The organism is Chryseobacterium sp. G0201 (assembly GCF_003815655.1).
In the GTDB taxonomy this organism is placed as follows: domain Bacteria; phylum Bacteroidota; class Bacteroidia; order Flavobacteriales; family Weeksellaceae; genus Chryseobacterium.
In genome coordinates, this window is the sequence record NZ_CP033917.1 from 120,550 (window position 1) to 140,802 (window position 20,253).

Annotated in this window: 20 protein-coding genes; 10 read left to right on the forward strand and 10 right to left on the reverse strand. The window is 33.2% G+C overall.

The annotated features are described in order from the left end of the window. The first annotated feature begins 2 nt into the window (after positions 1-2). The 4 genes from EG348_RS00450 to EG348_RS00465 are packed head-to-tail and all read left to right on the forward strand — an operon-like array spanning position 3 to position 3,024. Positions 3-1,472, forward strand: a complete 1,470-nt coding sequence (locus EG348_RS00450) for an FAD-binding oxidoreductase (RefSeq protein WP_123979654.1) — start codon at positions 3-5, stop codon at positions 1,470-1,472. 6 nt (positions 1,473-1,478) lie between these two features. Further along, positions 1,479-1,982 carry a DUF2199 domain-containing protein gene (locus tag EG348_RS00455; RefSeq protein ID WP_123979656.1) on the forward strand — a complete coding sequence of 168 codons (504 nt, stop codon included), beginning with the start codon at positions 1,479-1,481 and terminating at the stop codon, positions 1,980-1,982. Further along, positions 1,983-2,456, forward strand: a complete 474-nt coding sequence (locus EG348_RS00460) for a hypothetical protein (RefSeq protein WP_123979658.1) — start codon at positions 1,983-1,985, stop codon at positions 2,454-2,456. Between the two features lie 58 nt (positions 2,457-2,514). Beyond that, positions 2,515-3,024: a hypothetical protein gene (locus EG348_RS00465; RefSeq protein WP_123979660.1), complete on the forward strand. Its 510-nt coding sequence runs from the start codon at positions 2,515-2,517 to the stop codon at positions 3,022-3,024. 125 nt (positions 3,025-3,149) lie between these two features. On the opposite strand, the gene EG348_RS00470 is transcribed toward EG348_RS00465, so the two are convergent. The 4 genes from EG348_RS00470 to EG348_RS00485 all read right to left on the reverse strand — a co-directional run bounded on the left by EG348_RS00470 (position 3,150) and on the right by EG348_RS00485 (position 5,872). Continuing rightward, the gene (locus tag EG348_RS00470; protein ID WP_123979662.1) at positions 3,150-3,701 is read right to left on the reverse strand and encodes a DNA-3-methyladenine glycosylase I; all 552 of its coding nucleotides are present in this window, start codon (positions 3,699-3,701) and stop codon (positions 3,150-3,152) included. Further along, positions 3,698-4,018: a MazG-like protein gene (locus EG348_RS00475; protein WP_123979664.1), complete on the reverse strand. Its 321-nt coding sequence runs from the start codon at positions 4,016-4,018 to the stop codon at positions 3,698-3,700. The genes EG348_RS00470 and EG348_RS00475 overlap by 4 nt, the downstream gene beginning before the upstream one ends. Beyond that, positions 4,008-4,937 (reverse strand): helix-turn-helix domain-containing protein, encoded by a 930-nt coding sequence (locus tag EG348_RS00480; protein ID WP_123979666.1) that lies wholly within the window; start codon positions 4,935-4,937, stop codon positions 4,008-4,010. Before EG348_RS00480 ends, EG348_RS00475 begins: the two co-directional genes overlap by 11 nt. Before the next feature lie 128 nt (positions 4,938-5,065). Next, complete coding sequence (locus EG348_RS00485) at positions 5,066-5,872, reverse strand: SDR family oxidoreductase (protein WP_123979668.1); 807 nt, start codon at positions 5,870-5,872, stop codon at positions 5,066-5,068. 303 nt (positions 5,873-6,175) lie between these two features. On the opposite strand from EG348_RS00485, the gene EG348_RS00490 reads away from it, so the two are divergent. Beyond that, complete coding sequence (locus tag EG348_RS00490; RefSeq protein ID WP_123979670.1) at positions 6,176-6,553, forward strand: hypothetical protein; 378 nt, start codon at positions 6,176-6,178, stop codon at positions 6,551-6,553. Between the two features lie 56 nt (positions 6,554-6,609). Further along, complete coding sequence (locus EG348_RS00495; protein WP_123979672.1) at positions 6,610-7,623, forward strand: TQO small subunit DoxD; 1,014 nt, start codon at positions 6,610-6,612, stop codon at positions 7,621-7,623. A gap of 151 nt (positions 7,624-7,774) precedes the next feature. Here the strand turns inward: EG348_RS00495 and EG348_RS00500 are convergent, their stop codons facing one another. The 5 genes from EG348_RS00500 to EG348_RS00520 form a co-directional block, all read right to left on the reverse strand. Next, entirely contained in the window at positions 7,775-9,349 is a 1,575-nt protein-coding gene (locus EG348_RS00500; protein WP_123979674.1) for a DHA2 family efflux MFS transporter permease subunit, read from the reverse strand. A gap of 611 nt (positions 9,350-9,960) precedes the next feature. Then, entirely contained in the window at positions 9,961-11,064 is a 1,104-nt protein-coding gene (locus tag EG348_RS00505; RefSeq protein ID WP_072409935.1) for an HlyD family secretion protein, read from the reverse strand. Between the two features lie 14 nt (positions 11,065-11,078). Next, positions 11,079-12,398 carry a TolC family protein gene (locus tag EG348_RS00510; protein ID WP_123979676.1) on the reverse strand — a complete coding sequence of 440 codons (1,320 nt, stop codon included), beginning with the start codon at positions 12,396-12,398 and terminating at the stop codon, positions 11,079-11,081. Then, positions 12,382-13,008 (reverse strand): TetR/AcrR family transcriptional regulator, encoded by a 627-nt coding sequence (locus EG348_RS00515; RefSeq protein WP_123979679.1) that lies wholly within the window; start codon positions 13,006-13,008, stop codon positions 12,382-12,384. The genes EG348_RS00510 and EG348_RS00515 overlap by 17 nt, the downstream gene beginning before the upstream one ends. Before the next feature lie 366 nt (positions 13,009-13,374). After that, the gene (locus EG348_RS00520; protein ID WP_123979681.1) at positions 13,375-14,493 is read right to left on the reverse strand and encodes an ATP-binding protein; all 1,119 of its coding nucleotides are present in this window, start codon (positions 14,491-14,493) and stop codon (positions 13,375-13,377) included. 508 nt (positions 14,494-15,001) lie between these two features. On the opposite strand from EG348_RS00520, the gene mdlD reads away from it, so the two are divergent. The 4 genes from mdlD to EG348_RS00540 all read left to right on the forward strand — a co-directional run bounded on the left by mdlD (position 15,002) and on the right by EG348_RS00540 (position 19,456). After that, the gene (mdlD, locus tag EG348_RS00525) at positions 15,002-16,321 is read left to right on the forward strand and encodes an NAD(P)-dependent benzaldehyde dehydrogenase MdlD (RefSeq protein ID WP_123979683.1); all 1,320 of its coding nucleotides are present in this window, start codon (positions 15,002-15,004) and stop codon (positions 16,319-16,321) included. A 198-nt stretch (positions 16,322-16,519) separates the two neighbouring features. Continuing rightward, positions 16,520-17,809, forward strand: coding sequence for a hypothetical protein (locus EG348_RS00530; protein ID WP_123979685.1), 1,290 nt, complete (start codon positions 16,520-16,522; stop codon positions 17,807-17,809). A gap of 3 nt (positions 17,810-17,812) precedes the next feature. Further along, the gene (gene lptC, locus EG348_RS00535) at positions 17,813-18,403 is read left to right on the forward strand and encodes an LPS export ABC transporter periplasmic protein LptC (protein ID WP_123979687.1); all 591 of its coding nucleotides are present in this window, start codon (positions 17,813-17,815) and stop codon (positions 18,401-18,403) included. A 9-nt stretch (positions 18,404-18,412) separates the two neighbouring features. Further along, positions 18,413-19,456 carry an anhydro-N-acetylmuramic acid kinase gene (locus EG348_RS00540; protein ID WP_123979689.1) on the forward strand — a complete coding sequence of 348 codons (1,044 nt, stop codon included), beginning with the start codon at positions 18,413-18,415 and terminating at the stop codon, positions 19,454-19,456. Between the two features lie 381 nt (positions 19,457-19,837). Here EG348_RS00540 and EG348_RS00545 read toward each other — a convergent pair whose 3' ends face one another. Next, a complete protein-coding gene (locus EG348_RS00545; RefSeq protein WP_123979691.1) occupies positions 19,838-20,227 on the reverse strand; it encodes an SRPBCC family protein in 390 nt (129 codons plus the stop codon). Positions 20,228-20,253: the final 26 nt, after the last annotated feature.

The window sequence follows — 20,253 nt, forward strand, 5'->3', positions numbered from 1 at the left end:
AAATGAAGAAAAGATATTTTTTTATTCTGGGAGTTTTAATGATTTTAATTTTCATTTCAATTCCTATTATTCATGTTTTCAAAACTAAATGGGGAGAATCTGAAAATAAAACTACTATTCCAAATGGTTATACTAATGATGCAAGCCAGTTAAATTTAACCAAAATAGATACTTTAATAAAAGTTCTTGAAACTAAACCTGAAATAGAAAAACAGCTTCGCCAAATATTAAAATATGCAAAGGAAAAGAATTTAAAAATTTCAATTGCAGGCGCACAACACAGTATGGGAGGACATTCTATTTATCCGAACGGAATTCTCCTCAATATGATCCCTTACAAGCAAATGGAACTTGATTCAAAAAATAATATTCTTACTATCGGATCAGGTGCGCTTTGGGAAGACGCAATTAAATATCTGGACAAGCATGGAAAATCAATTGCCGTAATGCAGGCTTTTAGTTCATTTTCAGTAGGCGGTTCTATGAGTGTTAATGGTCATGGCTGGCAAAAAGATTCACCACCAATTTCTTCAAGTGTAGTATCATTTACTTTAATGAAAGAGAATGGAGAAGTGATTAATTGCAGTAGAAATGAAAATCCTGAACTTTTCAAATTAGTTATTGGTGGATATGGGCTTTTCGGAATCATTCTCGATGTCAAGTTAAAAGTAGTTGATAATCTTGCTTTACAATATAAATACATTCGTTTAAGTTCAGACAATTATGTTGATTATTATAAAAAATTCATTTCAGATAATCCGAATGTGAACTTAGTTTTTGGCAGATTAAAAATATCCAATAAACGTTTTCTGGAAGATGCAACAATTAATTATTTTGAAAAAACAGATGAAAAAGCATTATTACTTCCTGCTCAAAATGCAAAAAACGAAGAAACAAAACGTTTAGTATTCAGAAGTACCGTAAACAGTGAGTATGGAAAAAGACTTCGATGGGATTTGGAAACAGGAATGAACAGAGTTACAAAAAATGCTGTTTATTCGAGAAATGAATTACTGAACGACCATGTTTCCCTAATAGAAAACAAAGATCCAAATTCAACAGATTTACTGCAGGAATATTTTATTCCGGAACGAAATTTCAATCAATTTATATTAGATATAAAGCCTATTTTAAAATTTTCTCAAATTGACTTACTCAATATTACCATTCGGGCGGTAAATAAAGATGAAGACAGCTATATGAATTATGCAAAGGAAAATGTTTTTGGTTTTGTTTTTCTGTTTAATCAAAAGAAAACAGATCAGCAGGAACACAAAATGAAAGTTCTTACCAACAAATTAGTAGACGAAGCTCTAAAAAATGAAGGAACATTTTATCTACCTTATCGACTTCACATAGACCGAGTTAAAATGAGAAAAGTGTATCCACAAACAGATTCATTTTTTCAACTCAAAAAGAAATATGATCCTAAAGAGATCTTTGAGAATAAATTTTATCTACATTATAAATAAAACCTAATGACAAAATACATCTGCCAATGCTGCGGCGAAGAAAAAGAAGATTGGCCTGCAATAGCCTATTCCGCTCCATACCCATATTTTCAATTGTCTGAAGAAGAATTGAAGAATTCTGAATTGACCTCAGATTTATGCATCATAAAATATTCTGATGAAACGTGCTACTTTGTGCGAGCAGTTCTCGTACAGGAAGTCAATGACAATTGCCAAGATCTTGAATATGGAATTTGGGTTTCATTAAGTGAGAAAAGCTTTAATGAATACGTTGAGAATTATGACAATGAAGATTTTGAAGGAGGATATTTCGGATGGCTCTCAAATTACCTTCCAGACTATGATTTTCAAAAAAGTATTCCTACCGACGTATTTGTCAACAATAAAGTAGGACGCCCTTTTGTTTATCCTCATGAAAGCTTTGAGCATCCTTTTGTTAATGATTTTTATAGTGGAATTTCAAAAGAGGAAGCGGAAAGGAGAATTGATATTGTTTTAAATAGAAATTAAATGAATTGGATCATCAGAAGTACAAAAATTGTAAAATTACACACCAACCTTTACGAAGTTATAAAACCAATTTGGGAAGGTCTTAGTGATTACGATTGGGTTCTAACAGATTTAGATTTTATGTCTGATGATGAAATACCTATTAATTTTGATAGAGATTATTTTGTTTTAAATAATGAAGAGTTTGAAACACTTTATCAATCTAGAACCCAAATAATTTGGGGAATTATTTCTGCTGTTCCTACAAACACTCAACTAGACCTTAACCTTATTTCAAATTTATCCGCAGAAGATGAAAAAGCATGGAAGCCTAATGAATTTTTAATTGAAGAATCATTTCTTGAAATTGTAGCATATGACAGCGGATATACTATCGTTAAATTCAAAGATGAAAAACTTTCAAATCAATTCAAAGAGTATTTTCAAGATCAAGCTATCGATTTACAAAATTTTAATAACAAATATATTAATTGAAAACAAAATTCTTTCAAAATAATTTTTTTCGTAATTTTAATACATAAAATATTAATCTATGAAAAACTCAATCTTCCTATTCATCCTGTTGGTTACCATCGGTTTCGGAACTTTTGCTAATGCTCAAAAAATAACTGATGGCCAGACTATAGATGTCAACGGCATGAGCGTCACGTTCAATATTACGAATAAAGAAAGCATTGAAGCGGGCGGAAAACCCTATGACCGCTACAAAGTTTCTGCTACGGTAAAAAACACTTCAGATAAATCTTATAATATCAGATTGTCTTCTTCTCCGCAAATTGTCAGTAATATCGGAATTGTAGAATTAGATTGCATCAACGCAACCGGAGCAAAACTGACTTCAAAAAAAATTGAATTAAAGATGAAAGCTCAAATGATTAATGTAACTTATTATGCTTACGATAAATCCGGAAAATATACCAATAGTATTATTCCTGTGATAGGAAGTTATTATTTTGATCAAGGAGATACAATTAGTGATAATGCTATTTTTATTGTTCCGCAAGGGCAGGCTCCTGATGTTACGGTGAGAAGTTTAAAATAAATTTATTTGTTAAGATTATTAAGATGCTTCGACTTCGCTCAGCATGACATTCCTAATACTAACCGTTTATTTTTAACAGAACAGTTGTAGCGATGTCATGCTGAGCGAAGTCGAAGCATCTAAATTTATATCTTATTCCACATCGGATCATGCTTCAGAACATCCTGAAATACAGGACAGCTTTCGTCATGACATCCCTTTAAAAATCCAATGCTCATCAGAAATTCGTTGACAATTTCTCCGCCAGTAAACTTGAATGTCTTTTTGAATATTTTCATCCATTCCTGTAATGTTTTTGGATGATGATACTCGAGCCATTTTTCGAATGACCCAAATTCTTTTTGCAGTCCGATGATGGTTTTGGCGTTTTCGATTGCGGCGTTTACTTTTAATTTATTTCTGATAATTCCGGGATCAGCCAAAAGTCTTTCACGGTCTTCTTCTGTGTAAGCCGCCACTTTTTGAATATTAAAATTGTCATAAGCTTTTCTGAAACTTTCTTCTTTCTTCAAAATCGTTTCCCAACTTAGTCCAGCCTGATTAATTTCCATGATTAATCTTCCGAACAATTCATTATCATCATGAATCGGAAATCCGTAATGATTATCGTGGTAATTTTTGTGAAGCTCTTTTCGGCTTTCGGGCTGCATTCCTGCTATCGCTGAACAATAACTCATTTTAATATATTTTCTGTTTTTGTTAAAAATTTTTTCAAGGCCTCTTTGATATCAATTCCGGTTCGGTCTGCTAAGATAATCAGCCACCAGATATTTTCGCCTAATTTATGTTCAAGTGCTTCTCTGGAGTTTGCTTTTGTCCATGTTTTTTCATGTGACATTACATTTCGTCCCACCAATCCTGCATCCGTAAGATAAGCTAAAGCGTCTTGTTCTAAAGTCCATTCTTTCCCATTTTGCTGAATTTCCAGCTGATGATATTTTTCTCTTATTTCTAAAGAGCGTTGTATGATTTTATCTAAATTATTATGATTCATTATTAAATTTTTGAAGAGATTGTTTGTATTCGTTGGGAGTAATTTCTGTTTTCTTTTTAAATAATTTACTGAAAGACTGTGGATGCTCAAAACCAAGCTGATAAGCCGTTTCAGAAACTGAAAATTGAGATTCTGAAAGGTATTCTTTGGCTTTTTCGATCAATTTATCATGAATATGCTGTTGCGCATTCTGTCCTGTATGATGGCGAAGCATATCACTTAAATATCTTGGTGTAAGGTTGAGTTGTGACGCTACATATTCTACAGTCGGAAGACCTTTTATTCCTTTTTCTTTATCGAAAAAATCATTCAGAAGATCTTCCATTTTAGACAACAAATCATTATTGACAGATTTTCTGGTGATAAATTGCCGGTTGTAAAAACGATTGCTGTACGTCAGTAATAGTTCTATCTGAGAAATGATAACATCCTGACTGAATTGGTCGATCCTTTCATTCAATTCATTCTGAATATTTTCAAAAATATCATAAATCGTTTTCTTTTCTTTTTCAGAAAGATACAAAGCTTCCGCAGCAGAATAGGAAAAAAAAGTATAGTCTTTTATTTTCTTCAGTAAAGAATAAGGTCTGATAAAATCGGGATGAATATGTAAAGACATTCCGCTGTAATCGGCTTCTTCATTATCCATTCTGAGGATCTGACCGGGTGATACGAAAGACATTCCGCCATTTTCGAAATCATAATATCCCTGCCCGTACCGAATTTTACCGTTGAATTTTGTTTTAAATGAAATTTTATAAAAATCCGATTTTGTTCCATTTTCAAAAGTTTTAGGATCAAAACGTGTTTTTCCGTAATCAATAATACTGATCAAAGGATGCAACGGCGCCGAAATGCCCATTGCTTCATGTAAAGCCGACAAAGATCGAAAGTGAACTGGTGACTGGCTGGTTTTCATAGTACAAATATAAGTTGAGATTGTGACAACTGTTTGTCAGGAGAGGGGAAATTTTGGATGGAAGCACGAGGCTAGAAGTATAAAAGTCACAAATTAACTTCAAACTTCCTTCTTCAAACTTCTGGTCTTTAAAACTTAAAATCCGATTTTATTTTCTGCACCTGAGCTTCGGCTCCGATTTCAGCTCTTTCGTTATATAAGGTGTTGGCATCTTTTCCTGCAACATATCTTAATTGATCTTTTCCGTCTGTGGCTGCTTCATAAATAACATTGGCAATATCTTCCGGTTTTGAATAATTTGCGATCTGTTCAGGACTGTAACCTTCCTGAACTTTAGCCATTAATTGTTGATAACCCTGATGTTGTGCTCCATCCAGAGAACGTCCTGCAAAATCGGTTTGTATACCTCCGGGAGCCACTACTTTTACTTTGATTCCGAACTGGGCCAATTCATAACCCAAACTTTCTGAAAATCCGTCCACCGCAAATTTTGTTGCACTGTAAATGGAGCATGTCGGAAAACCAATTAATCCGAAAGTTGAAGTGATATTAATTAAAATTCCATCTTTTTTCTCTCTGAAATAAGGTGTAAACCCTTTTGTAATACGGATAACTCCCATCAAATTGGTTTCAATCTGCTTTTTGATTTGCTCATCTGTAAAAGCTTCCAACGGGCCTACTAATCCATATCCTGCATTATTCAGAACAACATCTACTTGGTAATTGGTGAGAACATGGGCGATCGTTTCTTCAAGTTCTTTTGGATTAGCAACATCAAGTTTTAAAACTGTTACGTTTTCTAATTGGGTAAGTTCCGTTTCTGCTTCTGGTTTCCTCATCGTTGCGATAACATTCCAGCCTTTAGTTTGAAATAACTTTGCTGTCGTTTTTCCTAAACCAGATGATGCTCCTGTAATAAAAATTGTTTTTTGCATTATATGTAAATTTTATACTGCAAAGTTGCTCAGAAGTCAGAATTTAAAAGTAGCCAAATTGAGTTTGTTTGTAGCTGTTTTGACGAAAAAGTATACATTTGGTTTTTAGGAAATTATCAGACTTATTGAAAATTGTATTTAATAACAAAATTTATTGAAATGCTTTGTGAGCATAGGTTCACACAATTTCATTCTGCATTCTGTATGAGAACTCTAATTCTAAATACCTTTAACATACGAATATTTAATGAAGAATCTAGATTAAAAAAACATTATTGATATAAAATCCGTAGTTTTGTAAAAATGCAGAGCACCAGAACATATATTAATTTTTATAAAACAATTGTAGTTATTCTACTTTTGGCTTTTTCTTTATCGCCATGTTCTGTAAAAAGAGATGTTTTAGGTGTTTTTGATATTCAGCATGTTAATACTTTAAACAAAGTAAAAACGACCGTTAGTCCAACAGTCAATTGTGATTTTGCTCATCATAATTTTTCTTCAAAAACGTTAGTTTCAAAGGCAGATTTCAAGCTAAATGAAGTTTTTCCTTTTAAACTAAACTCAGTTTCAAATTTTTCTGAGGATACAATTACTCAAAACAATTACTCCGGAGCGACTTCCGGAAACAGCCCGCCAAAATATATTTTATTTAAACAATTGAGGTTGAATGTGATTTAGATTCAGTTCAAAGATCATTTTTAACATTCAATTATTTATAGTAAAATATCAATTCAATGAAAAATAATACCAATCAGCCTACTGATATGGCTGGTTTATATACGTTGTCGATCCGTATGGTTATCGGGTGGACTTACTTCTCAGCCTTTTGGCGCAGACTCGTTCTCGAAAATAAACTCGATCCTGATGAAGCAGGATATATCGGAGAAAAATTCAATCATTTTTTACCCAACGCTTTAGGAATCAAACCGATTATCGAATATTTGGTTACCCATCCTGAAGCTCTGCATACTTCGATGGTGACTTTTACGATTATTGAAGCTGTTGTGGGATTATTTATTATTTTAGGATTATTCACAAGATTAATGAGCATCGGGATTTTTGGTCTTGCGATGGGAATTTTATTAGGTTCCGGCTGGATAGGCACAACTTGTTTGGATGAATGGCAGATCGGCGTTCTAGGAATTGCGGGCGGATTTACTTTATTTCTCACAGGAAGCGGTTCTTATTCTTTAGATCATTATTTCTTGAAAAAAGACTTTAGTTTCACTCAGAAAATAGGGTTCAAATGGATTGGCTCAGGAACATTTCCTATTTTAAATCCTAAACTTTTTGTATTGACGGGTTCCATTTTCATTTTCGGACTTACGCTTTATACCAATCAGTATTTTCATGGTGGAGTTTGGGGAACTTTGCATAACAAATCAGTAAAACCAAAAGTTGAAATTTCAAATATTTCGCTAAACGATTCAGATTTAAAGTTTGAAGTATACAGAACTGAAGGTGTTGACGTTTATGGATCGTTTCTGATCGGAATACAAGTTTTAAATGAAAAAGGAGATATTTTAAAAGAAATAAATGGAACCGAACTTTCAAAATTTCCCAAGGAAAATATCAACAATCATTATGTTGCTAAAGTGAAATCAGGAAAGCACAGTTTAATAATACCGCTTGGAGCAAAAGCTGATTTAACTATTAAAATTGATGATATTCTTGCTCAAAAAGATGACATTCATACGTTGAAATTAATCGATATCAGTGGGATTGAATGGAAGGCGAGAATTAAATAATAATTTTTGAACCATTAAGTTTTTTAGTTAAGTGGTTAAGATTATTACGATAGATGCTTCGGCTACGCTAAGCATTTTCTTTTTTGTAAAGCCTTGACCACAAAAAATCCTCCGAAAAATTTCGGAGGATTTGTATTTATTTCAATACAATTTAGTGTACACCACTTAAATCTATTTTTTCTTTGCTTTTTCGTTCTTTTACCAATAAAATAAACGGAATACAAATTAAGAAGGCAATTCCTAAATAAAGGAAAACATCCATGTAAGACAACACTGTTGCCTGTTTCGTGACCGTAAGATCAAGCATTTTGTAAGCCGCATTCATTGCTGCATCGGGAGTCATGCCTTTCGCCATAAAACTTGCTTTTAATCCTGCCAATCTTTGCTGGACATCAAAGTCATTGGAATCTAAATGCGAGACCAAATTAACCCTGTATTTCTGACTGGCATTCGCAATAAATGTTGTGATGGCCGCAATCCCGAAAGATCCTCCCAGCTGTCTCATCATCCCTGTAAATGCTGCTCCTTGTCCAATTTCCTGACCTTTCAAAGTACTCAATGATAATGAGGTAATTGGAATAAACAATAATCCTAATCCGGCTCCTCTTACCATCAACATCCAGAAGAATGCGTCTTTACCGGTGTCGGGAGTTAGAATTTTATATCCCCAGAAACTATAAACGAAGAACGTAAATAATCCTAAAGAAACCAAAATCTGTTGTTTTACCCCTTTTGAAAGCAATTTACCAATAATTGGCATCATGAAAGCGGTTGTTAACGCCGCAGGAATCATTAATGCTCCGGATTCTAAGGCCGTCCATCCCAAAATACTCTGAGTATATAAAGGAACAATAAATGTTGAACCGTACAACCCAAATCCTAATACAAATGACATGACCGTTCCGATCCTTAAATTACTGTTTTTCAAAACCCTAAGCTCTACAATCGGATATTTGAACGTAAGTTCTCTCCAGAGGAACAAAATAAATCCTAACACTGCTGATACTGTGAATATTACAATCCATCCACTTGCAAACCAGTCTTCCTCATGCCCTCTTTCTAAAATATACTGTAATGAACCTACTGTAACTGCCAATAAAGCAATTCCTAACCAGTCTACATCTGAAGCTTTACGTTTTTCAGCATATTTCGGACTTTTTATAAACTGTAATGTCATTAAAGTTGCTGCTATCCCGATTGGAATATTAATATAGAAAATATATGGCCAACTGAAATTATCAACAATATAACCTCCTAATGGCGGACCTAATGTTGGGCCAATAATTACTCCCAGACCATAAATAGCCTGAGCCATACTTCTTTTTTCAATCGGATAAGATTCTGTGATAATGGTCTGCGATGTTACCAGTAAGGCTCCACCCCCAATTCCCTGACATAATCTAAAGAATACCAACTCCCAAATATTATCTGCATTACCGCATAAAAACGAGAACACGGTAAAAATGATAATAGAAGCTGCAAAGTAATTTCTTCGTCCAAACTGTTGAGAAAGCCAACTCGTCATCGGTACAACAATTACGTTACCAATGGCATACGCAGTAATTACCCAACCGACTTCAGAAAGTGTAGATCCCAGGTTACCTTTCATCTCGTTCAGGGCAACGTTCACAATCGTGGAATCCACAATTTCAAGCAAAGCACAAAGAATAGCCGTGATCGTAATGATCACTCTTCGGGCTCCATATTCTACTAATGAATCTTCCATAGTTTTTTTATAGGTACTAAAAAATTAAGAGATTATGAGATTTAGAAATTTTAGAAATAAGAACAAGCATTTTTACGAACTAACTTTGTTCTTTATTAAGTTTTCTGTTTGATTTTTAAGGTTTAAGCAAATATTAATACTCTATTTAAGCTAAAGCCATTTGAAATATTAATCATTTTATTAAACGGGCTAAAGCCCGCTCCTATTGATGAGCTTATCCGGATGTAAATTATTTAGTTATTAAATATTTAAATAATTCAAATCAAGCATCAATTTCTAAATCCCTTAATTCCTTATTATTTTTAATTATTTTTTAAAAGTGAATTGTCAATTATCAATCAACTACATGGTCAATTTTTACGACTTCATTTCCAATTTCATGATTGATTTTCATCTACAAAACCGATATCAACTTCGTTTGTCAGTTTTCAACTTCATTATACTTCTGCATTGAACTCCATCTGCAAAACCATCTTCATCGCCTCATTTCCTTCTTCATCACTGAATTCTTCCACAAGATCGGCATCAAACTTCATTATCAATTTTACTGCTCCATTTTCCTTTCACAATTGACTTGCTTCTGCAAAATTGACAATCCACTTATTTAAATATTATTTCAAAGTAACTTCGGCTTTCACATTCATTCCTGTTCTAAGCCTTTTAGCAACGTTTGGATCTAGTTTTACAAAGTCAATTTTCACAGGAAGTCTTTGTACAACTTTTACGAAGTTACCACTCGCATTATCCGGAGGAAGAATAGAGAATGTAGAACCTGTAGCCGGAGAGAATGAGCTTACTACACCATCAAATTCTGTGTCCGGGAAAGCATCGATTTCGATTTTTACTTTCTGACCTTCTACCATTTTATCAACCTGAGTTTCTTTAAAGTTGGCAACAACCCATTTTTGGTCATTTTTAACTAAACTGAATAACTGAGATCCCGCCTGTAAATACTGTCCTGCCTGAATTGGAACTTTTCCAACAAATCCGTCTTCCGGAGCAAGAATAATGGTGTAAGAAAGATTCAATCTTGCATTTTCTACATCAACTTCTCTTTGCTTAGCCACTGAACCTGCAACACTGATTTGTTGAGAACTTGCAGCCGTCTGAGAAGAAGCGATGCCGGTTTGTTGAGCAATTTGATTTCTCTGATCAACCAAAACCTGTAATTGTCTGTCTGCAGATTGTTTTGCAGCCAAAGCCTGCTCATATTGTTGTTCTGTAATTGAATGGTCTTTTACCAAAACAGAATATCTCTTTAAATCCTGATTAGTTTTCCAAACGTTTACTTTTGCAGCTTCAATTTGAGCATTTGCCGTTGTTACAGCTGCTTGTGAGCTTCCTATATTTTTAGATGTTGCTGTTGTACTTGCCTGAGCGTTTGAAATATTGCTTTTTGCAGTCGCTAAAGCTGCTTCAGCCTGCACCAAAGCCATCTTTTGATCTCTGTTATCAAGGATAACCAAAGTATCTCCTTTTTTAACAAACTGATTATCTTTTACTTTTACCTGCGTTACATATCCTGAAACTTTAGAGATCACAGGACTCATGTTTGAAGCGATCTGAGCATCATCAGTTTCTTCGTGAGTCTGTCCGTAAGAATATGTTCTGTATCCGTAGATCCCTCCCACTACTACGACAACCGCTAAAATGATTGGGAAAACTAAACTCTTTTTCTTTTTAGGTTCAGTTACTGGTGTATTATTATTTTCCATTTTTGGTCTTAATCTTATTTAATTGTTAAAGTTCCTGTAGTTTGTAATAGTTTTCTGTAAGCCAATGCTGCATCTGCTTTTGCGTTAATAACTCCAACATTTGAAGAAATCTGTGCTGCATCTGCATCCAACAATTCGGTCATGGTAGCCAAACCGTTGTCATATTTATTTTTTGTGATTCTGTAGTTTTCATTAGCCTGTTCAGCAGCTTTTTCATACACTGCGATTCTCTTTTTAGAATAATCTGTGTTTTGATATTCTCTGTTTACATCAAGCTTAATGTTGTCATTTAATAATTCATCGTTGGCAGCTAACTGCTTTTCTCTTGCCTGAGACTGTCTTAATGAAGAATTTTCTTTCCAAAGATTTGATAAATTATAAGAAATTCCAACTCCAATATTTACTGCATTGTAAATTGTAAGAAATTTCGGAATATCCGCCGCTACATAACCTCCTGTAAATGCAATTGAAGGAAGATTTTCAGCTTTTGCCGATTTAGATCCCAACTCAGCCGCTTTTCTTTGTTGAGCCAAAGCCTGTAAGTCTTTACGGTTTTCTCTGGCTTCGTTTACATAAAAATCAACTGCTTTTACATCAGAACCTTCGTCGATATAATTTTGATCAACTTCAATTTCTGTATTATCAGCTAATCCTAATAAAAGATCCATGTTGATGTTCGCAATATTGTAGTTGTTTTTAGCTTCCAATAATTGCAATTCGATATTTGAAGTCTGAAGATTTGCTTTTAAACGGTCATTTCTCGCGATAACTCCATTATTTTCAAGCTTAAGAAAAGTTTCGTCTCTTTTTTGAGAAGCGGTAAGATTTTCTTCTAAAACTTTGATTGACTGATTTGCTTTAAATAAATTATTATAAGCCTGAGCAACGTTGTAAGCAATGGCTATTTTATCATTTTCTGTGCTTAATTTTGATGCTTCCACCAAATATTTTGCAGACTGAATACCATATTTAATTCTTCCACCGTTGTAGATCGGAACACTAAGATTCACAGATCCATAAGCTACCTGATGAACTGTCGGGCTTTCTGCACCAGCACCTGATCCGGTAGAAAGTTTAAGATCAATCGTTGGTTTAATCGGAAGATACATATAGCTTCCGGAAACTTTCAATTCAGGAAGTTGTCTGTTCTTTGCTTCCAAAAGATCTGCAGTAGCTTCTTCAATTTTAGCTGCGTCAATCTTTAGGCTCTTGCTGTTTTGGATTCCCAACTGCACAGCTTCATCGAGAGTGAGTTTTTTTTTCTCCTGAGCATTTATGTTTGCAATTCCTATAAATAGAGAAAGTGCAAGAACTGAATTATTTATTCTCTTCATAACCTAAAAGGTCTTTTAGTATATATTTAATATGTTTATTGAGTTCCGTGTAATATTTTTCGTCAAAAACCTCTTCATCTTCAGTATCATTTAAAAATTCTTTATACATTTCTTTAGCATTTGATGCGTAGAATAATGTCCCACTCACTGTTGTATGAAGCAGATAAATAGGAGGATTTTTTGTGAAGACACCTTTCTCTAAACCACTTTCTAAAATCTTTGAATACATAGCAATAAAACCCATTTTCGTTTGTTTTAGAAACTCAACGATCTGGGGATTTTCTGCATGTAACTGCTCTCTCTGCATGATTCTGTAAAAACATTTATGATGTCTTATTCTTCCTGCAAACTGATCTACTATTTTTTCTATTTTTTCCCATTCATTGATGTCGGTTCTTTCCAAAATATCCTTGGAAAAGAATTGACCTTCATTCATTCTGTATTCAACTAATTTTTCGTACAGCTTTTCTTTAGAACCGAAATAGTAAGATATCATAGAAATATTTACATTCGCGGCTTTTGCGATCTCCCGAGTGGAAGTTCCTTCAAAACCCTTTTCGGCAAAGAGCTTCTCGGCAGCGAATAATATATTTTCTTCTTTTGAAATCATTATACTCTCATTTTTCAAGGTGCAAATTTACACAAGATCTTTAATAAATCAAACGATTGATTGATTATTTAATTAAAATTTAATATTCCTTACTATAACTCACTGAATAGTGTTAGAGTTCCGTTAAATAAATTTAAACTGATATGAATAAAACATTATTAATTCTATCTGTTGAATTATCCATTTTAGATAAAGATAATCCCCAAAATAGTAATGTAAATAAGAAGATTTTGTTAAATGTGAATGATGAATAGAGATTCTTTGCTCCTCATTTTACTTCATTCTGATCTAAGATTCGATGTAATTAAGAAAAATAACTATCAGTAATGAAAAAATAAACTCCGACAATAATGCCAGAGTTTATTTTTATGTGCTTTTATGAATATATCTTGATAATTTTATCCCCAAATCCGTCCAGATTATTTTAGGATTTCCGTTTCGGGTTAAATGGAGATCGGCAGTTGAAATTTCGTCCAGAATACTTTCGATATTGGCTCCACTGATGAATTTTGAAAATCCGGCCCAGTTAAAACCATTGGCATCAATTTTTTTATAAACCAGACTTTCCGACTGATAATTTTGAAGCAATGCTAATCTGAAAATCTCAGAACAATAGTTTAAAAAATTCTTTTGCTTTTCTCTGTTCCAGCCTGCGATTTCTCTAGCCCAAATAATAATACTTTTAAGAAATTCTGGTTTCTTTTTCACCATAAAGGCATCACGAACCCATTGAACAAACAATTTTTCAAACTCATCGCTTTTATTTCCTGAATTTAAAAGTTTGATAGCATCATTCAAATCTCCCTGAGCTTGATGAACAATTTCTCTCACTTTTTCATCAGTTACAGAAAAATTCTTTTTAAGATAATTTTCTATATCGTTATCATTAATTCTTGGGATCTCCACAACCTGCGTCCTGGAAAGAATCGTGGGAAGAATATCATTAATATCTTCGGCTGTAAGAAGGATAATTGTTTTTGCGGGTGGTTCTTCTAAAAATTTCAGGAACTTGTTGGAAGCGGCAGTATTCATTTTATCTGCTCTCCAGACGATCAGAATTTTAGTTCCACCTTCAAAGCTTTTAAGAGAAAATTTCTGGTTTTGATCATCAACTTCATCTGCAGAAATAAAGAGTTGCTTATTTTCAGACTCAAGAAAAGCCGTCCAATCATCATAGCTTGCATAAGGTGAAGCCATGATCATTTCTCTAAATTCTTCAAACTTATTTTTGCTTAAAGAGTTTCTGTTATCCGTAAAAACCGGGAAGCTGAAATGCAGATCTAGGTGATTCAAATGCTCTACTTTTGAAGCAGCATGCTCATTTTCACCTTTTAAAATTTCTTTTGCATACGCCAAAACCATCGGCAAAGTTCCATATCCTTCTTTTCCTATGAAAAGCTGGGCGTGGCTCACTCTGTTTTCGGCGATACTGTCTCTAAGAAGTTTTTTCAGATTTTCCTGTCCGGCGATGTTCTCCCAATTCATGTCCCAAAGATAAAAAATCTTCGCTCAATTTTTTAAAATTAAACTCGATTTAATATTTGGAAAAGTTGTTGGCATTAATTTTTCATTGAAAACATATAGTCAATTATGTTTTAAACTTATATAAAAGTTTCAAGCAAAGCTGTAGATATTATTTTGTTGGAGAATCGCAAAGGCGCAAAGATTTTAATTTTTATAACTTTTTTAAGGCGCAAGAAAATCAAAGATTTTCAGCAAACGTTAAGTAAAAAGCGATATAAATTTTATCTACGTTAAAATCCTTGCGCCTTAAAACATTGACTTTAATTATCATTCGCGCCTTTGCTATTTACAAACTATCAAAAAAAATTTAAACAGGTAAATCATATTGATAGGTTACATCAATAATTCAATTAGAATAAAATTAAATTTAAATTGCGTGCAATATAATTTTTAACAATACATTTGCTTAATAATTTTTAACCTAAAATATTGCACAGTTTTAAACCTGCAATCATTAAAATAAATCAAAATGAATAAAGAACTCGAACAGAAAATAAGAAGAATATTTGATAAACAAAAGGCCTTCTTTAAAACCAATCAAACTAAAGATATTGAATTCAGAAAAACTCAATTAAGGAAATTCCGTGAAATATTTCTGAGCCATACCGATGCACTTTGTGAAGCTTTAGATATAGATTTAGGAAAAAGCAGAAAGGAAGCCGAATATGTCGAGATACAAATCGTAAGCAGTGAACTTGATTATCTTCTGGAAAATATTAATGAATGGGCAAAACCAACCTTCGTACCATCAAAACCAAGCTCAACTGGCGAGGAAATTATAAGTAAAATAATCCATGAGCCTTATGGAGTTAATTATATTATCGGACCTTTCAACTACCCTGTTCAACTGACTTTTAGTCCGCTAATCGGAGCATTAATTTCGGGAAATACTGCCATCATAAAACCTTCTGAAAATACCCCTCACGTAGCAAAAGTTATTGATGATATCGTAAAAGAATCATTCGATGAAGCTTATGTAGCCGTAGTCCAAGGAGCAATTGAAGAAAATACGTTATTATTAAGCCTTCCGTTTGACTACATTTTCTTTACAGGAAGTCCGAATGTGGGCAAAATCGTTATGAAAGCTGCAGCAGAACAATTAATTCCTTTAACTCTTGAATTGGGAGGAAAATCTCCTACAATTATTCATAAAGATGCTGATCTGGATAAAGCCGTTCAGAAAATATCTTACGGAAAATGGATCAATTGCGGACAAACTTGTGTTGCTCCCGACTACATCTACATTCATGAATCTGTAAAAGATACTTTTATTGAAAAGTTCAGAACGTATTTAGAAACAACTTACCCTGAAGGATCTTTAGGAAAAATCGGAAAAATTGTTAATCAGACTCAAATTAAAAATCTTTCTGGTTACCTTGAAGCATCTCCGGAAAAAGTAATTTATGGCGGAAATTATGATCTTGAAACCCGTCATTTTGAAGCGACTTTGATGGATAATGTTACTTGGGATGATAAAGTAATGCAACAGGAAATTTTCGGACCGATCCTTCCAATTCTTACTTATAATGATATTGATGAAGCTTTAGAGGAAATAAATAATCGTCCAAAGCCATTAGCTTTATATATTTTCACCGAAAATCAAGAATTTGCAGACGATATTCTTAGTCGCACAACGAGCGGCGATGCGGAAATCAACAGTACAATTGTGCATGTCGGATCTCATTTTTTACCATTTGGTGGTGTAGGAACTTCCGGAATGGGAAAATATCACGGAAAATTCAGCTTTGAAAATTTCAGCCACACAAGATCTGTGCTTCAGGTGAAATAATTTTTGACTTAATTAAAACTATATAAAAGGTTGCTCTCATACGATGAGCAGCCTTTTTGAATTAATAAAATCGACATTTCAATTTACTGAAAATTACATTTTTTGCTTAAAGAGAAGCCCTTAACAAACTTTAACCTCAGGAAACTTTTACAATTCATTAATATTTAAGATATTTGCGCATTATTTTAAAAATAAAGAATGAAAAAAATCTTTGTACTATCATTCATATCAGTTGGATACTTCCTTAACGCGCAGAATTTGAGTAACTCACCTTATGCAACTTATGGAATTGGAGATGTAAAATATGATAATACGATTGAAACTGCTTCTATGGGAGGGATCTCCACAGCTTTTATAAGTGACTTTTCGAGTAGTTTCAACTTCGCAAACCCTGCAAATAATGCTAATTTCGAGCTTACAAGTATAAAATTGGAAGCTACCAACGAAAACAATTATTTCAAAACTGATTATAATAATACGAAGTCTACAAAACATTCTACGTATTTATCAAATATATCATTGGCATTTCCTTTGTCACCAAAGTTGAAATTGGGACTTTCATATCAGCCATACAGCTCTAAAAGCTACGATATTCTGAATTCTTCTACAATTACAAAAGAAGACGGAACAACGGCTACCGTTGCCAACAGATTTAAGGGAACAGGTACATTGAATACCGCACAAATAGCTTTGGGTTATAAAGTGTCTGATCAGTTCTCAGTAGGTGCAAGAGCAAATTACTATTTTGGTAACCTTTATGATACAAACGAAATAGCGATTTCAGATGCTGAGTTGATCAACGGTTATGAAACTAAAAATAGTATTAAAAACTTCAACTTTACGTTAGGAGCAAGTTACCAAAAACTGGATACCCGTAACGACCGTAAACTTACAATTGGTGCTACTACTACTTTTGGTAACACAAGTAATATGATGACTGACTATAAAAACAGTACCTATTACTACGCTGCCGGAGATGTAAAAACTGGAGAAAGCATTATTGAAGAAAAAAGTACAAGTTCTAAAAACCTTTTACCAATTCAGGCATCTCTTGGTGTAGGTTATGGTGAAGAAAACAAATGGTTCCTTTCCGGTCAGGTAGACTATAAAAAAGGAGAATCAATTGCTTACTTTGGAAAAAGTTTAGATCTTCAGGATTCTTACAGAATTTCTGCCGGAGGTTGGTATTTGCCAAACTATAACAACTTTAGAAATTATTTCTCAAGAGTTGTCTACAGATATGGTGCTTTCTATGAAAAAGGAAGCCTTCAAATTGCAGGTACAAACATCAACAAATTTGGTATCTCTGCAGGTGTACTTCTTCCGTTCAAAACAAGTAGCATAACAAGAATGAGTGGTCTTGAGCTTGGTTTGGAAGTAGGAAAAAGAGGAACTCTTAAAAATGGCTTGATCAATCAGAATTATGTTAACTTAAAAGTTGGTTTCAATTTTGCTGATAAGTGGTTCAGAAAGCGTTTGCTTGAATAAAAAATGAAGTTTGTAAAAAACATAGCATATAAAAATATAGCATACCTTTTTAGTTGTGCTATATTTTTTATATTGACATCTTGTGAAGAAGATCTTACCAAATCTAAAGGTCTTCAAACTAAAAATTTTCCTTCAACGATCATCTACAATGCTAAAATCGTTAAGAGAGATTCGGGTTTTATAAGCATGAAAGCACTCGCTCCTCTCATCGAAAAATATGAATTGATCGACAGTCCATATACCGTGGCTAACAAAGGTATCAATATTGAATTTTTTGACAAGAAAAAACCCAAGGTTCCCGGAAAGATCACTGCAAAATATGCCAGAATTTTTGAATATAAAAAGTTCTACGAAGCAAAAGGTGACGTAAGAATCACTACAAATGAAGGTCAGAGATTTGCAATGCAAAGTATTTTCTGGGATCAGAAAAAAAACCGTATTTATACTCGTGACACAGTATTTGTAACCATGGAAGACGGCTCTACGCTTATCGGTGCTAACGGTATGACGGCAAAAGATGACTTTTCTGAATATACTTTCTACAAAAATTCCGGAAATTTCAGCACAACCAAATTATCCGAATCTAAAAAATAAACATCTGCTATGATCTTGCATGCAATAGGATTAATGTCTGGAACCAGCCTGGATGGCTTGGATATCTGCTATGCAACATTCGAAAAGAAGGAAACCTGGAGTTTCCTGATCATAAAGGCAGAAACAATTCCTTATCCCAAAAACTGGGAAGACAAACTCCGTAATTCTATTCATCTTTCTGCAGAAGAATTATTAGAATTACATTCAGAATACGGTTTTTATTTAGGAAAACTCACTCAGAATTTCATTCAAAAATTTGATTTACAAAATATTGACCTGATCGCTTCTCACGGTCATACAGTTTTTCATCAGCCACAAAAAAAATTCACTTTACAGATTGGAGACGGAAGAGCTATCAAATTAGAAACTCATCTGCCTGTAATCTATGATTTCAGATCTCAAGACGTTTTGATGGGCGGAAATGGAGCGCCTTTGGTTCCTATTGGTGATGAATTATTGTTTTCACAGTATGATGCCTGTCTTAATTTAGGAGGCTTTTCAAATATTTCTTTAAAAATTAATGATAAAAGAATAGCTTTTGACATCGCTCCTGTTAATATCGTACTCAATAAATTAGTTCAGAAGTTCAATAAAAATTTTGACGAAAACGGAGATTTATCAAAAACAGGAAGTATAAATAAAGAATTATTATTAAAACTTAATTCTTTAGATTTTTACAAACAGTTTCATCCAAAATCATTGGGAATTGAATGGTGTAACGAAAATATTTTCTCTTTGTTTGAAAACATTGAAATTATTGATGTTTTAGCGACATTTACAGAACATGTAGCTCAACAAATTTCTAAAGTTATTAATGAAAATAAATTAAAAAATATCCTCTTTACGGGTGGCGGCACGTATAATACTTATTTAATTGAAAAAATAAAAGAAAAAACTACCGCTGAGATCATTATTCCCGAAAGAGAAATCATAGACTATAAAGAAGCACTGATCTTTGCTTTTATGGGTGTTTTAAGACTTAATAATGAGATTAATGTGCTTGCTTCTGCAACAGGAAGTTCATTCGATCATAGTTCAGGAGTTTTTGCATAGAAATAAAGAATAATTTTTTCAGAAAAAACTTTGTTTATTAAAACTACAATATCCAACAACCCAGAAGAAATCTTAAAACCCTCATAGTAAAAGTCTTTTCTTTAACCTTCTACTTCTATTAATTGCATAGGTAATTAAATACACGCATCGTAAAATCCTATTATTGAATAGTCAATATATAATAATGCGTAGTAAAATCCTATTATTGAATGGTCAATATATAATAACGTATGGTAAATTTTTATTATTGAATGAGAAAATCATATTATTCAATCAGCAATATCTAATCATCAATAGGAAACTTCTATTAACGGACCTGCAAAATCATGATCTTTAAATTTTATTGCATAAAAAAACCTCCATTACTGAAGGTTTCCTGTATTATTTATAAGCTTCGATCTTATCCGTTAAGGTATTAATGAAGTTTTGCAAAGGCTTTTCTACCATCATTTTGATAAATGGATTAAATTTTCCTTCAAAAAGCATCTGAACTTCAGTTTGATTTTCGCTGATCGGGTTCAAAGTTGCTGTTAATGCAAAATCTAAACTTGAACTTGCAGATTTTAAAACTGCTTTCTGGTCTGTAACTTCATCTATTTTTAAAGCGATTTCCGGCATTCCCTGTAACCCGAATTTAAAGCCATCTTCTCTGGTTTCAAACTTTTGAAGACCGTCCGGCATAAAATCTTTATAATTTTCAGGGGTTTTTAGTATTTCGGATAATTCTTTAGATGATTTATTGACAATAATCTTTCGTCCTTCTAAATTCATTTTTTATTTTTGTATTTAAATTCTTA

Coding starts and splice junctions, on each gene's coding strand:
- EG348_RS00450 (WP_123979654.1), top strand. CDS start 3: ATGAAGAAAAGATATTTTTTTATTCTGGGAGTTTTAATGATTTTAATT.
- EG348_RS00480 (WP_123979666.1), bottom strand. CDS start 4,937: ATGAAAACCAGCCAGTCACCAGTTCACTTTCGATCTTTGTCGGCTTTA.
- EG348_RS00490 (WP_123979670.1), top strand. CDS start 6,176: ATGCAGAGCACCAGAACATATATTAATTTTTATAAAACAATTGTAGTT.
- lptC (WP_123979687.1), top strand. CDS start 17,813: ATGAAGTTTGTAAAAAACATAGCATATAAAAATATAGCATACCTTTTT.
- EG348_RS00540 (WP_123979689.1), top strand. CDS start 18,413: ATGATCTTGCATGCAATAGGATTAATGTCTGGAACCAGCCTGGATGGC.
- EG348_RS00470 (WP_123979662.1), bottom strand. CDS start 3,701: ATGAGTTATTGTTCAGCGATAGCAGGAATGCAGCCCGAAAGCCGAAAA.
- EG348_RS00505 (WP_072409935.1), bottom strand. CDS start 11,064: ATGGAAAATAATAATACACCAGTAACTGAACCTAAAAAGAAAAAGAGT.
- EG348_RS00530 (WP_123979685.1), top strand. CDS start 16,520: ATGAAAAAAATCTTTGTACTATCATTCATATCAGTTGGATACTTCCTT.
- EG348_RS00485 (WP_123979668.1), bottom strand. CDS start 5,872: ATGCAAAAAACAATTTTTATTACAGGAGCATCATCTGGTTTAGGAAAA.
- EG348_RS00510 (WP_123979676.1), bottom strand. CDS start 12,398: ATGAAGAGAATAAATAATTCAGTTCTTGCACTTTCTCTATTTATAGGA.
- EG348_RS00475 (WP_123979664.1), bottom strand. CDS start 4,018: ATGAATCATAATAATTTAGATAAAATCATACAACGCTCTTTAGAAATA.
- EG348_RS00455 (WP_123979656.1), top strand. CDS start 1,479: ATGACAAAATACATCTGCCAATGCTGCGGCGAAGAAAAAGAAGATTGG.
- EG348_RS00495 (WP_123979672.1), top strand. CDS start 6,610: ATGAAAAATAATACCAATCAGCCTACTGATATGGCTGGTTTATATACG.
- EG348_RS00515 (WP_123979679.1), bottom strand. CDS start 13,008: ATGATTTCAAAAGAAGAAAATATATTATTCGCTGCCGAGAAGCTCTTT.
- EG348_RS00465 (WP_123979660.1), top strand. CDS start 2,515: ATGAAAAACTCAATCTTCCTATTCATCCTGTTGGTTACCATCGGTTTC.
- EG348_RS00545 (WP_123979691.1), bottom strand. CDS start 20,227: ATGAATTTAGAAGGACGAAAGATTATTGTCAATAAATCATCTAAAGAA.
- EG348_RS00460 (WP_123979658.1), top strand. CDS start 1,983: ATGAATTGGATCATCAGAAGTACAAAAATTGTAAAATTACACACCAAC.
- EG348_RS00500 (WP_123979674.1), bottom strand. CDS start 9,349: ATGGAAGATTCATTAGTAGAATATGGAGCCCGAAGAGTGATCATTACG.
- mdlD (WP_123979683.1), top strand. CDS start 15,002: ATGAATAAAGAACTCGAACAGAAAATAAGAAGAATATTTGATAAACAA.
- EG348_RS00520 (WP_123979681.1), bottom strand. CDS start 14,493: ATGAATTGGGAGAACATCGCCGGACAGGAAAATCTGAAAAAACTTCTT.